15 protein-coding genes are annotated in these 14,110 nt (G+C 65.1%); 5 read left to right on the top strand and 10 right to left on the bottom strand.

The annotated features are described in order from the left end of the window. Window positions 1–113: 113 nt before the first annotated feature. Window positions 114–593 (bottom strand): prepilin peptidase, encoded by a 480-nt coding sequence (locus J5M67_RS04785; RefSeq protein WP_243434486.1) that lies wholly within the window; start codon window positions 591–593, stop codon window positions 114–116. A gap of 216 nt (window positions 594–809) precedes the next feature. Here J5M67_RS04785 and J5M67_RS04790 point away from each other — a divergent pair, with 216 nt between their 5' ends. Together J5M67_RS04790 and J5M67_RS04795 are read left to right on the top strand one after the other, a co-directional pair. After that, window positions 810–1,280: a TadE/TadG family type IV pilus assembly protein gene (locus tag J5M67_RS04790; RefSeq protein WP_207883934.1), complete on the top strand. Its 471-nt coding sequence runs from the start codon at window positions 810–812 to the stop codon at window positions 1,278–1,280. A 123-nt stretch (window positions 1,281–1,403) separates the two neighbouring features. Beyond that, window positions 1,404–4,079 carry a PAS domain-containing sensor histidine kinase gene (locus tag J5M67_RS04795; protein WP_243434512.1) on the top strand — a complete coding sequence of 892 codons (2,676 nt, stop codon included), beginning with the start codon at window positions 1,404–1,406 and terminating at the stop codon, window positions 4,077–4,079. A 46-nt stretch (window positions 4,080–4,125) separates the two neighbouring features. Here J5M67_RS04795 and J5M67_RS04800 read toward each other — a convergent pair whose 3' ends face one another. The 3 genes from J5M67_RS04800 to J5M67_RS04810 all read right to left on the bottom strand — a co-directional run bounded on the left by J5M67_RS04800 (window position 4,126) and on the right by J5M67_RS04810 (window position 7,383). Next, window positions 4,126–5,595 (bottom strand): inorganic phosphate transporter, encoded by a 1,470-nt coding sequence (locus J5M67_RS04800; protein WP_207883939.1) that lies wholly within the window; start codon window positions 5,593–5,595, stop codon window positions 4,126–4,128. A 291-nt stretch (window positions 5,596–5,886) separates the two neighbouring features. Beyond that, a complete protein-coding gene (locus tag J5M67_RS04805) occupies window positions 5,887–6,108 on the bottom strand; it encodes a hypothetical protein (protein ID WP_152220859.1) in 222 nt (73 codons plus the stop codon). Window positions 6,109–6,306: 198 nt separating this feature from the next. Next, window positions 6,307–7,383, bottom strand: a complete 1,077-nt coding sequence (locus J5M67_RS04810; protein WP_207883941.1) for a sigma-54-dependent Fis family transcriptional regulator — start codon at window positions 7,381–7,383, stop codon at window positions 6,307–6,309. Between the two features lie 222 nt (window positions 7,384–7,605). Here J5M67_RS04810 and J5M67_RS04815 point away from each other — a divergent pair, with 222 nt between their 5' ends. After that, on the top strand, window positions 7,606–7,911 hold the full coding sequence (locus tag J5M67_RS04815) for a PsiF family protein (protein ID WP_207883949.1): 306 nt from the start codon (window positions 7,606–7,608) through the stop codon (window positions 7,909–7,911). 169 nt (window positions 7,912–8,080) lie between these two features. Here J5M67_RS04815 and J5M67_RS29740 read toward each other — a convergent pair whose 3' ends face one another. The 3 genes from J5M67_RS29740 to dmeF all read right to left on the bottom strand — a co-directional run bounded on the left by J5M67_RS29740 (window position 8,081) and on the right by dmeF (window position 10,260). Then, window positions 8,081–8,215 (bottom strand): hypothetical protein, encoded by a 135-nt coding sequence (locus J5M67_RS29740; RefSeq protein ID WP_279381553.1) that lies wholly within the window; start codon window positions 8,213–8,215, stop codon window positions 8,081–8,083. A gap of 78 nt (window positions 8,216–8,293) precedes the next feature. Continuing rightward, a complete protein-coding gene (locus J5M67_RS04820) occupies window positions 8,294–9,223 on the bottom strand; it encodes a pseudouridine synthase (RefSeq protein WP_207883951.1) in 930 nt (309 codons plus the stop codon). 83 nt (window positions 9,224–9,306) lie between these two features. Continuing rightward, window positions 9,307–10,260, bottom strand: a complete 954-nt coding sequence (dmeF, locus tag J5M67_RS04825) for a CDF family Co(II)/Ni(II) efflux transporter DmeF (RefSeq protein WP_207883959.1) — start codon at window positions 10,258–10,260, stop codon at window positions 9,307–9,309. A gap of 59 nt (window positions 10,261–10,319) precedes the next feature. Here dmeF and J5M67_RS04830 point away from each other — a divergent pair, with 59 nt between their 5' ends. Continuing rightward, the gene (locus J5M67_RS04830; RefSeq protein WP_207883961.1) at window positions 10,320–10,595 is read left to right on the top strand and encodes a metal/formaldehyde-sensitive transcriptional repressor; all 276 of its coding nucleotides are present in this window, start codon (window positions 10,320–10,322) and stop codon (window positions 10,593–10,595) included. 9 nt (window positions 10,596–10,604) lie between these two features. On the opposite strand, the gene J5M67_RS04835 is transcribed toward J5M67_RS04830, so the two are convergent. After that, the gene (locus tag J5M67_RS04835; protein ID WP_207883963.1) at window positions 10,605–10,835 is read right to left on the bottom strand and encodes a DUF2789 domain-containing protein; all 231 of its coding nucleotides are present in this window, start codon (window positions 10,833–10,835) and stop codon (window positions 10,605–10,607) included. Window positions 10,836–11,026: 191 nt separating this feature from the next. Here J5M67_RS04835 and J5M67_RS04840 point away from each other — a divergent pair, with 191 nt between their 5' ends. Then, on the top strand, window positions 11,027–12,229 hold the full coding sequence (locus tag J5M67_RS04840; protein WP_207883965.1) for an MFS transporter: 1,203 nt from the start codon (window positions 11,027–11,029) through the stop codon (window positions 12,227–12,229). Here the strand turns inward: J5M67_RS04840 and J5M67_RS04845 are convergent, their stop codons facing one another. Together J5M67_RS04845 and ppk2 are read right to left on the bottom strand one after the other, a co-directional pair. Then, window positions 12,230–12,832 carry a glutathione S-transferase N-terminal domain-containing protein gene (locus J5M67_RS04845; RefSeq protein WP_207883967.1) on the bottom strand — a complete coding sequence of 201 codons (603 nt, stop codon included), beginning with the start codon at window positions 12,830–12,832 and terminating at the stop codon, window positions 12,230–12,232. Between the two features lie 238 nt (window positions 12,833–13,070). After that, complete coding sequence (ppk2, locus tag J5M67_RS04850; protein WP_207883969.1) at window positions 13,071–13,889, bottom strand: polyphosphate kinase 2; 819 nt, start codon at window positions 13,887–13,889, stop codon at window positions 13,071–13,073. Between the last annotated feature and the right edge of the window lie 221 nt (window positions 13,890–14,110).

Here is a 14,110-nt window from a genome sequence, read left to right on the forward strand (position 1 = left end):
TCTTATCGTCCGCCTGCCGGATTTGTGCAGGCGGCTTTTACATCAGGTGACGGCTGGTATTAACCCATAGCATATAGTCGTTAAGTCTGGGGGCCGCCACTAGAAGATTTTGTTCAATGGAATAGTGCGAGATACGCCAGAAGTCCGGCGAACAGGGAAAATATGAAAGGGAATGCTTTGGATCTTGACGGTAACAGCCTTGCTAATTTCGTTTGGCAATTGAGTGGAAGCCGGTTCGAGCCAATCAAAAGTTTGCTGGCAAGCATCAGGATCAGGCTGAACAGGCTGCCCAGGGCGAGCACATACAGCAGCAGTTGCGGATTGCTGGCCAGGGCCAGGGCGACCAGCGCCTTGACGTCGGCCGCGCCCAGTTTGCCCAGCAGGTAGCCCGGCACGCTCAGCAGCACTGCCAGGATGGTTGCAGCCAGCGCGGCCTGTGGGGTGTGGCCCGTCAGCGTATGGCCGCAGACCAGCAGATAGAGGGCGGCGAGCAGCGCGCCGCCGAGCGTCAGCAGATTGCTCACGCGCAGGCGGGTCAGGTCCTGGTAGGCGCCCAGCGCGAACCCGCCCAGTAACAGCAACTTGACCAGCATCGGGAACATCCCTATTCGCACCAAAGCATTAATACCTTATGCCGGGAATGTCTCTTCGCCAGCAGCATCTAGTATTGATCAACACGTACTGTGGTTCGCCATAACTTTCTTCAGGATTCTTTTTGCGGGCCGATAAATTGAACGGTCGGTCAATTGTCGGAACTTGAACAGTCAATCAAGTTATCGGATATCGAAGTTATTCGAGGAGTGCCGTACATGAAAGGAATCGGCAGTTTCCGAAGGCAGCAGGGCGCGGTAGCGATCGAGTTCGCGGCGGTCTTCGTGCTGTTCTTTGCGGTGCTCTACGGTTTGCTCGGTTACTGCGTGCCACTTTTGATGCTGCAGGCCTTCAATGATGCCGCCGCGTCCGGGGCGCGCATTGCCATTTCGGTCAATCCGCAGGCTCCCGGTTATGCCGCGTTGCTGCACCAGACCGTGACCGCTGAGGTCAACAAGCGCCTGATCTGGATGCCGGCGGCGTGGCGCCAGGGCTGTTACAACGGCTCCTACTTGCAGGAACCGATGCCCAATGAGGTGATAAACCAGCGCTCCTATACGCGGGTCAATGTCTGCATCAGCTATCCCTACGCCACCTCGCCGATCGTACCGCTGTTGACCTTGCCGGTTATCGGCACCATCCCCAGGCTGCCAGCGGTGCTCAGTGGCAGGGCGACCCTGCTGTTCTGAGGAATGCCTGCGATGTTCGATTTCTTCCGCTCGCTGACCGGTAGCCAGGACGACGAACCACCGGCGTCCGCGCCCAGCCGCCCACTGGCCGCAAGGCAGCGTCCGGCGTTGTCGGCCGAGGCCATGGAGCCGCCGACTGCCGCGGCGCACTGGGACATCTGGCTGGAACTGGACGGCCGCGACCGGGTGGTGGCCCATGGTGGCCGGCAGGTGCACCGTCTACTGATGCCTTCCGGCGGCGCTGAGTTGCCGGCGCTGAGCGATTACCTGGAGCGCCGTGTGCTCGGCAGCATGCCGCTGACGGGGCTGCGTGGCGGGGAGCGGGTCGACCTGGTGCTGCGCAGCACGGGGGAGATGCCGTTGGTGTGCCGCTTCCAGGCGGTGCTGCAGGCCGACGAGCACTGCCTGTTGCTGGGCACCGATATCTCCGACCTGAACTGGCAGTCCGACAGCCAGCAGTACAAGCTGCAATGCCTGAACCTCAGCAAGCTGCTGCTGGCGCGCCTGCGGCACAGCTCGCAGCGGCGCCTGGGCGATGCGGTGGGCGAGGTGCTGGAGTCCTTCTGCGGTACCTTCCAGATGCGCTCGATGGCGCTGCTGCTGGAGACTGCCGACAGCGTGCTGAAGGTCTTCGCCTGCCATGTCCAACCCGGCTTCGACAGTTTGCTGCGCGACGGCCTGACCCTGCCCGACGGCGAGCTGCGCGGGGCCTCCGGCGCCTGCCTGCTGGAATCCGACGCGAACCATTCGGCGCTGTTGCGAGTGCTCTGCTGCAATTGCCTTTACCTGGTGCCGGCACCGGTTCGTGGCGGGCGCCTGGCCGGACTGCTGGCCGAACCCGGGGAGCCCGGTGGACGTGGCCTGGGGCCGACGCCCAGCGACTGGCAGTACCTCGCGGAAATCCTCGCCAACCTGGTGCATGAACGTTCCGAACTGCACAGCCTGCGCGACAGCAGCCGGCGCCTGAGCCTGCTGCAGGACATGGTCGGCGGTGGCTGGTGGCGGATGCGCCTGGAGGACGAAGTGTTCGAGCTGTCGCCGGCCGTGGCGGTCTGCCTCGGACTCGGTGCCGGGCACGGCGAGCTGGCCCTGGCCGACCTGCTGCCGATGCTGCACCCGGCCGATGCCGATGAGCTTCGTCTGCGCCTGCGCAATCTGCAACCCGGCGCACGCCTGATGCAGGACCTGCGCCTGCGCGGCCAGGGCTCCACGCAGACGCGCCGCTGGCTGCGCCTGCAAGGCCGGATGCAGGCCCGGGCGGGCGACCGGATGATGGACGGCGTGCTGCTGGACATCAGCGAGGGCAAGCAGCAGGAGGAGCAGGCCCTGGCGGCTCACGCCCGGCTGCGCAACCTGATCGATAGCGCGCCGGTGGTGATCTATGTGCAGCGGGTGGAAGAGGGCCACCTGATTCCCGAGTTCTACAGCGAGAGCGCCGGCAACCTGCTGGGTCTCGACCTGCAGGGACAGAACTGGCAGGCGCTGGCCGAACGGGTGCACCCGGAGGATCTGGAGATCTTCCTCGCCCGCGGTCGCGAGCTGCTGCGCGAGGGCCGGGTGCGCACCGAATACCGCCTGCGCGACGCCGCCGGTGAATGGCATTGGCTGTACGACGAGGCCAAGCTGCTGCGCGATATCCAGGGCATCCCGCAGGAGGCGGTCGGCCTCTGGCTGGACGTCACCGAGCAGCATCTGGCGGCGCTACAAATCGCCGAAAGCGAAGAGCGCTACCGGGTGCTGGTGGAGGATTCGCCGGCACTGATCTGCCGCTACGCCCCGGATCTCACCCTCACCTTCGTCAACCACACCTTCGCCCAGGTGCTGGGCGAGCCGGTGGAGGCGCTGCTCGGGCGGCGCCTGGATGAATGGGTGTCTGCCCAGGACTGCAGCGCCTTGCGCGCTCGCCTGGTGGGGGACGCGCAGGCGGCCGGCGACGATTCCTGGGAGCTGCGTTTCTCGCTGCCCGGCCAGCGCAACCTGTGGCTGGTGTGGACGGACCGTCCCTTGCTGGACGCCGATGGACGGCTGGTGGAAGTCCAGGCGGTCGGCCGCGACAACACCGCCGTGCGCCGTGCCCAGCAGCAGCTGGCGCAGGGCGCGAAGATGGCCAGCCTGGGCGAGATGGTCAGCGGCATGACCCACGAGATGAAGCAGCCGCTGCACGTGATGCGCATGGCGCTGTACAACGCACGCCAGCGCCTGACTGATGCCGACTACCTGAAGGACAAGATCGAACGGGCCGACGCCCAGATCGACCGTCTGTCCCGGGTGGTCGGCCACATGGGCGTGTTCAGCCGTACGTCCGAGCTGGAGATGTCGCCGTTCGATCCCTTCGCCGCCTGCGAAGGTGCACTGGAACTCCTGGGTGAAAGCCTGACGCAGCAAGGCGTCCTGCTCGAATGCCGGCCGCCGCCGCAACGGGTGACGGTATACGGTTTCGCCGACCAGTTGGAGCAGGTGCTGATCAACCTGCTGGCCAACGCCCGCGATGCCCTGCTCGGGCGGGAGGGCGAGGGCGCGCGCTGGATCGGCCTGTTCCAGGAGCCCTGCGCCGATGCCGGCTGGGTCGAGTTGCACGTCCGGGACAATGCCGGCGGCATCGACGAGGCCCTGATGGAGCGGATCTTCGAGCCGTTCTTCACCACCAAGCCGGTCGGCAAGGGCACCGGCCTTGGGCTATCGGTCAGTCATGACCTGATCCGCAACATGGGCGGTAGCCTGTCGGTCGACAACCACAAGGGCGGAGCGCGCTTCAGGGTGCGCTTGCCGCTGCGGCCGGCGGCCGACAAGGAGGCATAAAAAAACGCCTGCGGATGCAGGCGTTCTTTCGAGTGCCGGGGCTGGCTCAGACAAGCTTCGAGGCGAGCCAGAACAGACCGGCGGCCAGGCCCATGGAGGCGGGCAGGGTCAGTACCCAGGCCATGAGGATGTTGCGCACCGTGCCGCCTTGCAGGCCGCTGCGGTTGGCCACCATGGTGCCGGCCACGCCCGAGGACAGCACGTGGGTGGTGGAGACCGGCAGGCTGTAGATATTGGCCAGGCCGATGGCGGCGGTGGCGGTGAGCTGGGCGCTGATGCCCTGGGCATAGGTCATGCCCTGCTTGCCGATCTTCTCGCCGACGGTCAGTACCACGCGCTTCCAGCCGACCATGGTGCCGATGCCCAGGGCCAGGGCCACGGCGATGATCACCCAGAACGGCGCGTACTCGGTGGTGGTGGTCAGGTCCTTGCGCAGCTTCTCCAGGTCCGCCTTCTCGCGTGCCGGCAGCTCGGACAGCTTGCCGACCTTCTTCGCGGTGTCGTCCAGGCACAGCAGGTAGCGGCGTACCTGAACGCGGGCGTCATTGCTCAGTTCGGCGTAGCTGGAAACGCCACGCAGGTCAGCCAGCAGGCCGTTGAGGGTTGCCTCGGTCTGCTTCGCCTCGCAGCGGTAGCGGTCCGGCATGTCGGAGCCGTTGGCCTTGCCCAGGGCCAGCATCTCGCCGAGGGTATCGGAATGGCGCTGGTAGAACTGCTGCAGGTGGGTGGCGGCGTCACGGGTACGCTCGATCTGGTAGGTGGTGCTGTTAAGGTCGAGGACGAACTGGGCCGGAACGATGCCGATCAGCACCAGCATGATCAGGCCGATGCCTTTCTGGCCGTCGTTGGAGCCGTGCACGAAGCTCACGGTCATGGCCGAGACCACCAGCACCAGGCGGTTCCAGAACGGCGGATGCTTCTTCTCGTCGACGTCGCGGCGGGTTTCCGGGGTCTTGTGCATCTTCGACAGCGGATACATCCACTTCAGGCCGAGCAGCAGCGCGGCGGCGACCAGGAAGCCGGCCAGCGGCGAGAAGATCAGCGACAGGCCGATGTCGATCGCCTTGCCCCAGTTGATCCCGTCGGCCACCGGTACGTCGGTCAGCAGTGCGTTGGCCAGGCCCACGCCGAGGATCGAGCCGATCAGGGTGTGCGAGCTGGAGGCGGGAATGCCGAAGTACCAGGTGCCGAGGTTCCAGGTGATGGCGGCGGCGAGCAGCGAGAACACCATGATCAGGCCATGGCTGGTGTTCACGTTGATCAGCAGCTCCACCGGCAGCAGGTGGACGATCGCGTAGGCGACGCCGACGCCACCGAGCAATACGCCGAGGAAGTTGAAGATGCCGGAGAGGATCACCGCGCGGTAGGGCGACATGGCCTTGGTGTAGATGACCGTGGCCACCGCGTTGGCGGTGTCGTGGAAGCCGTTGATGAACTCGAAGGCGAGTACGAACGCCAGTGCCAGAACCAGGCTGACACCTACCCAGATATCGAGTCCGCTGAAGAGATCGAACATGAAGTTTCTATGACCGGTCGGAGACGGGGCGGCGATTATGCCAGAAGCCATTGAGTGCCGTATTCAGCCTGAAACGGTTTCTCGAATTCGCGCGACCTCACGTCGCACGCTGCTTCCAGGCAGGGTGGAAAAGACTTGCAATGCTTCCACGCCGGGCCGCCGGCCCGCCTGATGAATGTTTGAGGTCAGTACCGGACTCCCCCACGGAGCCCATCCCACCCGCAATTTGCGACCTTCCTACAGCACAAAATCTGCCTGGTCGGCCTCACGGAGGAGCATTCGTACCCGGACCTACGGTTTAAGGGAAGCCGCTTCCTGTTCCTTTTTCAGTCGTTGTTCTTCGATCTTTTCCAGCTCCCGGTCGAAGGCCTGGTCGAGCAGGTTGCGGCGCTTGCGCCACGGCTTTCGTTCGGGGTCCGGCTGGGCGGCGTAGCGAGTGACTTCACCGCCGTACACATCCTTGTAGCGTTGCTCCTGGCGCTCCAGTTCTGCGCGCAGTTCGTCTTTGGTCACGATGTGTCCTGATGACAGAGAGAATTCATTGCCGGCGGACGTCCTGTGTGGACGACGCTCCGGGCAGTGTAGACGCTGGGCGCTACATAGCCGGGGCGACCGGAAACGGCGCGGATTATAACCTTTTGCGCGGGCCGGCCGCAGAAGTGCCGCCGACGGACGGCGGCAGGCCAGCAATGGTGCGGGTTGCGGGAGGGCTCAGGCGATACGGCCGAGATTCAGCTCGCCGATCTTCTCCAGCCGCGCACGGACGATATTGCGGCTGATGCCCAGCAGGCGGCCGGTCTGCAGTTGGTTGCCGTGGCAGAAGTGGTACGCCGTGCGGAACAGGACTTCCTCGATGTGCTCGTAAAGGTCGGGCTTGTTGCTTTCGAACAGTTCCAGGAGTGCCTGCTCCAGCGTCGCTTCCACGCGAGGGGCGAGGGCGTGGGGAGTGTGTTCCTGACGCAACAGGTCGTGGCGCGGAGACGATGGCAGTTCGGCCAGTTGCAGGTCGCCCGGCTGAACCTGCTGGTTGCGGCACACCAGCAGCGCATGGTGGATGGCGTTTTCCAGCTCGCGGATGTTGCCCGGCCAGCTGTGGCCGAGCAGCTTGCGCTCGGCCTCGCTGCTCAGCGATGCGCGGTTGTAGCCCAGGCGCTGGCAATGCTCTTCGAGGAAGAATTCGGCCAGCGGCAGGATATCGCCGGGGCGCTCGCGCAGCGGGGGCAGGCGGATGGTGGCGACGTGCAGGCGGTAGAACAGGTCCTCGCGGAAGTGCCCGGCGACCACCGCGTCGGCCAGGTTGACGTTGGTCGCGGCGACCACCCGCACGTTGATCGGCACCGGGGTGCGCGAGCCCAGTCGCACCACTTCGCGCTCCTGCAGCACGCGCAGCAGCTTGACCTGCATGTTCAGCGGCAGGTCGCCGATTTCGTCGAGGAACAGGGTGCCGCCATTGGCCGCCTCGAACCAGCCGGCCTTGCTGCTGGTGGCGCCGGTGTAGGCGCCTTTCTCGTGGCCGAACAGTTCGCTCTCCACCAGTGTCTCGGAGAAGGCGCCGCAGTTCACCGCGACGAAGGGCGCGGCGCTGCGTCGGCTGAGCTTGTGGATATGCCGTGCGACCAGCTCCTTGCCGGTGCCGGTCTCGCCGATGATCAGGGCGTTGGCTTCGCTGGGAGCCAGGCGTTCGATACGGTTGAGCAGTTCCTGCGAGCGCGGGTCCTTGAACACCAGCACCGTGGCGCGGACCGACTTGGTTTGCTCGCGGGCATTGGGAAGGGTCAAGAGCGACATGGCAGGCTTCCTGGCGTACCGATGAATGGGTAGCGCCATACTGCGACATTTTTGTTATTTCAAAAAATTATTAATTAGAATTTATATATAACTAGAAATTGATTTTATCGGTGTCGGCTCATTAATTTGCGGTGGCGAGTCACACGGCGCCTGCGCCACGGGTCGCCAATGCGGGCGCGCGAGCTACGCTGAGGGAGGCAATCCATCCCAGGAGACCTCTCCATGACCACCGTTCGTATTCCGCTGCTCGCACTGGCCCTTCTGTTCTCGGTGCAAGGCTTCGCTGCCACCGCCGCGCAGACCGCGCAGCAGGAAAAAATGAAGACCTGTAACGCCGACGCCACCGCCAAGACCCTGAAGGGCGATGAGCGCAAGGCGTTCATGAGCAAATGCCTGTCGGCCGGCGGCGACGTCAAGGCGACGACGGCTCAGCAGGAAAAGATGAAGACCTGCAACGCCGATGCGACCAAGAAGGCGCTCAAGGGCGACGAACGCAAGGCGTACATGAGCACCTGTCTGAAAAAGTGAGGATGGAGCGCGGCAGTGCCGCGCGGTATGCAACAAGGGCAGCCTGGGGCTGCCCTTTTTCGTGGCCGATCTGTTCAGATGCCGGAGAACACCAGCCAGGCGCTGATCACTGCGTAGACGACGAACGCCGTGTCGATCCGCAGGCTGGCCGGGAACCGCTGGGAAAGGTTCATTTCCTGCTCACCGCGGACCAGAAGCCCTGGGCATTGCGGAACGGCTGGCGGGCCATCTGTTCGGGGCGGGTGATGCCATCGGCCAGCAGGGCGTTGACGAGGGCGGAAAAGGACTTGGCGCTGTAGCTCATGTTCGGCTCCTGATGCTTTCTCTCCGTTGGGTGGAGCAATGAAAACACCGCGGCCGCTATCGACGGAAATGGATAGCCTTAAGGGTGACCATCGATGAAATTGATGGAGGGCCAGGACAGTTCGAGCTGGCTTTCGAAGTGCCGCGCCTCGCCGGTAATCGGGTCGATGAAGTCCAGTTGGCGGGCCAGCAGCTTCAGCGGCTTCTCGTAGTCTTCCGGCGGACGCTCGTCACGGGGCAGCAGGGTGGGGTAGAGCGGATCGAAGCACAGCGCCGCGCCCAGGGCCGACATGTGCACGCGCAACTGGTGGCGCTTGCCGGTCACTGGATGCAGACCGTAGCGCCACAGCGCGCCGCGTCGCTCCAGCACCTCGATGCGCGTTTCGCTGTTGGGGACGCCTTCCACTTCCTGCATCAGGATGAAGGGATCGCCGTCCACCATCCGCGACTTGCGCACATGGGGGAATTCCAGCTGCGGCAGCGCGGGGGCGATGGCCTCGTACATCTTGTCGATGCGCCGTTCGCGGAACAGCGCCTGGTAGGCGGCGCGGCTGTCGGGATTGGCGGAGAACAGTACCAGTCCGGCTGTGAGCCGGTCGATGCGGTGCAGCGGCACCAGCAGCGGGTTGTCCAGGCGCCTGGCCAGGCGGGCGAGCAGGGTTTGCTCGACGTATTGGCCGGACGGCGTTACCGGCAGGAAGTGCGGCTTGTCCGCCACCACCAGGTGTTCGTCGATATAAAGGACGGACTCCTGGAAGGGCACCGGCGTCTCCTGCGGCACTTCGCGGAAGTAGTGGATGCGCAACGCTTCGCGGTAGGGATGCTCGGGGCCGATGGGCTGGCCGTCGCTGTCCAGCACCTTGCCGCGGGCCATACGGTCGAGCCAGGTATCGCGGCTGATGGCCGGGAAGTGCGCGCACAGGCAGTCCAGCACCGTTTTCCAGGGCCCGGCAGGCAAGTGCAGGGTGCTGGCGCGTTGCTGGGCGGCGGAGAAGCGGGAGCTGGACATTGGAAGCGGCGACCGGGGTTCGACAGGCTGCGCATTAGGCCGCAGCCGCGCGGTGGTCGTCAAAGCGGGCGCGACTTCCGGTATCAGGCCGCGACCGGGTTGATCTCCACCGTGATGTGCACCAGCTCCTCGTGCACCTGCAGGCGCTGGCGTACCAGCTCGGGCGTCAGCCCGCCGGCGGTTGCCAGGCTCAGGATGCAGGCGTAGCGCGCCTTGCCCACGCGCCACAGGTGCAGGTCGGTGATGCGCGCCGGTTGCGGCAGTTCGGCGACCACCTCGCGAATTTCCTCCACGACCGGGTCGTTCATCTCCGCATCCAGCAGCACCCGGCTGCTCTGCTTGAGCAGGCCGACCGACCAGGCCGCCACCAGCACGGCGCCAACGATACCCATCAGCGGATCGAGCCAGGCCGCGCCCCAGAACATGCCGCCGATCAGCGCGACGATGGCCGCTACCGAGGTGGCGGCGTCGGCGAGTACGTGCAGGTAGGCGGCGCGCAGGTTGAGGTCATGGTGATGCTCATGCTGATGGTCATGCCCATGGTGGTGAGGGTGGCCGTGCCCATGGTCATGATGGTGGTGCTCGCCACGCAGCAGCCAGGCGCAGACCAGGTTCACCAGCAGGCCGAGCACGGCGATGGCGATGGCCTGCTCGTAGTGGATCGGCGTCGGGGCGAGCAGGCGCGCCACGGATTCGAACAGCATCAGAGCGGCCACGCCCAGCAGCAGGATGGCGCTGGTATAGCTGGCCAGCACCTCGATCTTGAAGGTGCCGAAGGCGAAGCGCGCATCGCCCTTGAAGCGCCGCGCCGCCACATAGGCGAAGAACGCCAGGCCCAGCGCCAGGGCGTGGGAGCTCATGTGCCAACCGTCGGCGAGCAGGGCCATGGAGTTGAAGAGCCAGCCGCCGACGATTTCCACCACCATCATCACCACGGTCAGCAGCGCGGCGCGCAGGGTGTTGCGTTCGGCCAGGGGATTGCCTTCGTGGAACTGGTGATCGTGCTGGCCGTCTTGCGGCTGTACTGCGTGCTGCATGATGATGGTCCGTAACAGAAGCCTGGATACTATACCCCAGTATACTTTGGAGCGTTGACGTGGGACATACCATCAAGGACCAGAAGAAGCTGCTGACCCGGGTGCGCCGCATCAAGGGACAGAGCGAGGCACTGGAGCGGGCGCTGGAGGCTGGCAGCGAATGTGCGGCGATCCTGCAGCAGATTGCCGCCATCCGTGGCGCGGTGAATGGCCTGATGGCCGAAGTGCTGGAAGGTCACCTGCGTGACCACCTGGGCGACGCGGAGCGCACCGCCGCCGAGCGCCAGGAGGATCTGGAGCAGGTGGTGAGCGTGCTGCGTTCCTACCTGAAGTAACGCGGCGGCTCAGCCGGACAGGCGTACCGCCAGTTCGTCGACTTCCTCGGCCCAGTCCGAGTCGTCCTCCAGGGCTTCGCGCAGGAACGTCGCCTGGGCCGGGCTCCAGAACGGCGCGTCCGGCAGTGCCTGACCGGCGGCCAGGCGGTGGCTGCCGAGAAACGCATCGATTTCCTGGCGGCCATTGGGCAGGCCGAGTTGCTTGAACAGTGCGCCGAGCGTGTGTGGACTGGTATCCATGGGGCCTCCGGTGAGTCCTTCGAGTGATGGGGACGCGTCGGGCGGACGCGAGTAGCTGCAACAACTATAGGTGCATCTGCCGGAGGGCAGCGCCGGGATCGGCCCGCGTGCACGGAGAATAGATAGCCAGCTTTCAATTTCCCCGGCGCCGCGCAATCATTGACTCAGCCCACCCACCGCCAGGCCTGCCCATGAGCGCTCCCGAGCAGCGAAGTGCCGCCGTAACCCTGCAGATACTCGCGACCGTTTCCTTCACGTTGATCCTCTACCTCAGCATCGGCCTGCTGCTGCCGGTGCTGCCGGGGTTCGTCCACGAAGGCCTGGGCTATGACACGGTCATCGCTGGCGTGGTGATCAGCCTGCAGTATCTCGCCACCCTGATCTCGCGGCCCCTGGCCGGCTACCTGACCGACACCCACGGCGCCAAGCGCGCGGTGCTCTATGGGCTGGGCGTGCTGGGGCTCGGCGGTTTGCTGGTGCTGCTCTCCACCAGCCTGGAGAGCGTGCGCTGGCTGAGCCTGGCCCTGCTGCTGGGCAGCCGCCTGCTGTTCGGACTGGCGCAGGGGCTGATGGGGATCGGCACCGCCAGTTGGGGCATTGCCCAGGTCGGCACGCAGAACACCGCCAAGGTGATTTCCTGGAACGGCATCGTCAGCTATGGCGGCATTGCCGTCGGCGCGCCGCTGGGCGTCACCCTGTCCGGCTCGCTGGGGTTGTGGAGCCTGGGTGCGAGCATTCTGCTGCTGACCGCCCTGGGCCTGTTCACCGCCCGTGGCCGGCAGGCCGTGCCGATCATCGCCGGCACGCGGATGGCCTTCCATGCCGTGCTGGGCCGCGTGCTGCCCTACGGCATGTGCGTGATGCTCGGCTCCATCGGCTTCGGCACCCTGGCCGCCTTCATCACCCTGTATTACGGCAGCCAGGGCTGGGCCAACCCGGCCTGGTGCCTGACGGCGTTCGGCGTCTGCTTCATCGGCGCGCGGCTGCTGTTCTCCTGGACGGTCAACCGCTTGGGCGGCTTCGTGGTCGCAATGGTCTGCCTGGCGGTGGAAGCCTGCGGCCTGCTGCTGCTCTGGCAGGCGCCCGGGCCCGGCATCGCGCTGCTGGGCGCGGCGCTCACCGGTTGCGGTCTGTCGCTGGTCTACCCGTCGCTGGGCGTGGAGGCGGTGCTGCGCATTCCCGCGAGCAGCCGCAGCGCGGGGTTGGGCGCCTACGCGCTGTTCTTCGACCTGGCGCTGGGCGTGGCCGGCCCGCTGATGGGGCTCATCGCCGTCCACCACGGCTATGCGTCGACCTTCCTCGCCGCCGCCGGCCTTGCGGCCTGCGGCTTCCTCATCTGCCTGGGTCTGCTGCGCTGGACGCGGCAGCGCCATGAGGAACTGCCGCAGGGTTGATCACACCGGCGGGAAGGCCTTGAAGGCTTCCTGCGATTCGGCATAAAGCGTCCAGTCGTGCAGGGCGGGGTAGGTGTCCGCCGGCATGTACTGGACGTGCAGCAGCTGGATGAAGGTCCAGGCCACGGCAATGCTCAGACCGGCCTGATCGAGTCGTCCATCGCGCGGCAACGGGTGCTCGGTGAGTTCGTTTTCCAGCGCGGCGCAGGCGGCGTGCAACTGCTCCTCGACCCGTCCTTGCCACGGCATGTGCTGCTTGTCCTCCGGACGCTGCTGCTCGTAGTAGCGCTGCACGGCCTTTTCCATTGCCGCCAGTGCCAGCCCCAGCAGGCGGGTGGCGCGCACCCGCGCGGTGGACTCGCCGGGCATCAGGCTGCGCCCGGCTTCATGTTCGATCAGGTCGATGATCAGGGTGGAGTCCATCAGCGTCTGGCCGTCGTCGAGGATCAGCGTCGGGGCCTTGACCACCGGGTTGATCCCGCGGAAGTCCTCGTAGGTGCTGAATACCGAGAGCGGGCGATGCTGGAATTCGACCTCCAGCAGGCGCAGGGAGATGGCGGTACGGCGGACATAGGGCGAATCGAGCATTCCGATCAGTTGCATGGGCGCATCCTGTTAGTGGCGATTACATGGCAGCTGGCGCGGGCTTGCGCGCGAGGGACATGAATCTAGCGACTTTGTCCGCGCAGAAGAATCGAAGATATTGGCAGGTTAGTTCAGGAGCGTTTGTTGCGCGGCTTGCAAGGGCGCAGTCACCTGCGCGGGCGCATGAGGCAATTCGGGGGAGGACACGGATGCCGGTGACGGCTACGGGCTGGCGCCATGGCGCCAGCCCGTTGGCTCAGAAGGTTTCGTCGATGTAGTGGAACGGGTAGTCCGGGCTCTTGTACTTGCCGATCTTGCCGCGCTTGGGCAGCTTCACCGCATCATGGGGCACGTCCTTGTACGGAACATGCTTGAGGATGTGGTTGATGACGTTCAGGCGCACGCGCTTCTTGTCCTCCGAGCGCGCCACGAACCAGGGTGCCCAGGGCGAGTCGGTGGCGGCGAACATCAGGTCGCGGGCGCGGGTGTACTGGTCCCAGAGGTTGAAGGACTTCAGGTCCATCGGCGACAGCTTCCAGACCTTGCGGCCGTCGGTGATGCGGTCTTCCAGGCGGCGCGCCTGCTCCTCGGGGCTGACCTCCAGCCAGAACTTCAGCAGGATGATTCCGGACTCGGTCATCATCCGCTCGAACAGCGGCGTGACGGCGAGGAACTTGTCGGCCTGTTCCTCGGTGCAGAAGCCCATCACCCGCTCGACGCCGGCGCGGTTGTACCAGCTGCGGTCGAAGATCACCACTTCGCCAGCGGCGGGCAGATGCTTGATATAGCGCTGGACGTAGAGTTGCGACTTCTCGCGCTCGGTCGGTGCGGGCAGCGCCACCACGCGGAACACGCGCGGGCTGACGCGCTCGGTGAGGGCCTTGATGGTGCCGCCCTTGCCGGCGCCGTCGCGCCCTTCGAAGACGATGCAGACCTTCAGGCCCTTGTGCACCACCCACTCCTGCAGCTTGACCAGTTCGACGGTCAGCTTCTTCAGCTGTTCCTCGTACTCCTTGTTCTTCATCTTCCCGGTCTGTTCGGTGGCCGGGTGACTCGCCTTGCTCTTCTTGCCCATTTTCTTCTCCATGGCTGGCCTGTGCGGCCGTGGAGAGGATCATAGCCCCTGGCCGCAGCGCTGGATGCTAATTGAGTTGGATTCGAAAATGTAGGAGGTGTCCGGCGATGATCGTGCTTTATGGAAGCCGGTAATCAGCCATTTCGAGGTGGCGGCGAAAATAGCTGAGTCGAGCAGGGAAAAAGGCTGCCTCGATGCGAGCTTTTTGGTGAAATGCGGAG

This window comes from Pseudomonas sp. 30_B (assembly GCF_017491605.1).
In the GTDB taxonomy this organism is placed as follows: domain Bacteria; phylum Pseudomonadota; class Gammaproteobacteria; order Pseudomonadales; family Pseudomonadaceae; genus Pseudomonas.

What these genes read in the sequence shown, in the direction of transcription:
- J5M67_RS04845 (WP_207883967.1), bottom strand. Translation starts at nt 12,832, where the DNA reads ATGCAACTGATCGGAATGCTCGATTCGCCCTATGTCCGCCGTACCGCC.
- J5M67_RS04820 (WP_207883951.1), bottom strand. Translation starts at nt 9,223, where the DNA reads ATGTCCAGCTCCCGCTTCTCCGCCGCCCAGCAACGCGCCAGCACCCTG.
- J5M67_RS04790 (WP_207883934.1), top strand. Translation starts at nt 810, where the DNA reads ATGAAAGGAATCGGCAGTTTCCGAAGGCAGCAGGGCGCGGTAGCGATC.
- J5M67_RS04810 (WP_207883941.1), bottom strand. Translation starts at nt 7,383, where the DNA reads ATGTCGCTCTTGACCCTTCCCAATGCCCGCGAGCAAACCAAGTCGGTC.
- J5M67_RS04840 (WP_207883965.1), top strand. Translation starts at nt 11,027, where the DNA reads ATGAGCGCTCCCGAGCAGCGAAGTGCCGCCGTAACCCTGCAGATACTC.
- J5M67_RS04800 (WP_207883939.1), bottom strand. Translation starts at nt 5,595, where the DNA reads ATGTTCGATCTCTTCAGCGGACTCGATATCTGGGTAGGTGTCAGCCTG.
- J5M67_RS04835 (WP_207883963.1), bottom strand. Translation starts at nt 10,835, where the DNA reads ATGGATACCAGTCCACACACGCTCGGCGCACTGTTCAAGCAACTCGGC.
- dmeF (WP_207883959.1), bottom strand. Translation starts at nt 10,260, where the DNA reads ATGCAGCACGCAGTACAGCCGCAAGACGGCCAGCACGATCACCAGTTC.
- J5M67_RS04815 (WP_207883949.1), top strand. Translation starts at nt 7,606, where the DNA reads ATGACCACCGTTCGTATTCCGCTGCTCGCACTGGCCCTTCTGTTCTCG.
- J5M67_RS04795 (WP_243434512.1), top strand. Translation starts at nt 1,404, where the DNA reads ATGGAGCCGCCGACTGCCGCGGCGCACTGGGACATCTGGCTGGAACTG.
- J5M67_RS29740 (WP_279381553.1), bottom strand. Translation starts at nt 8,215, where the DNA reads ATGAGCTACAGCGCCAAGTCCTTTTCCGCCCTCGTCAACGCCCTGCTG.
- J5M67_RS04785 (WP_243434486.1), bottom strand. Translation starts at nt 593, where the DNA reads ATGCTGGTCAAGTTGCTGTTACTGGGCGGGTTCGCGCTGGGCGCCTAC.
- ppk2 (WP_207883969.1), bottom strand. Translation starts at nt 13,889, where the DNA reads ATGGGCAAGAAGAGCAAGGCGAGTCACCCGGCCACCGAACAGACCGGG.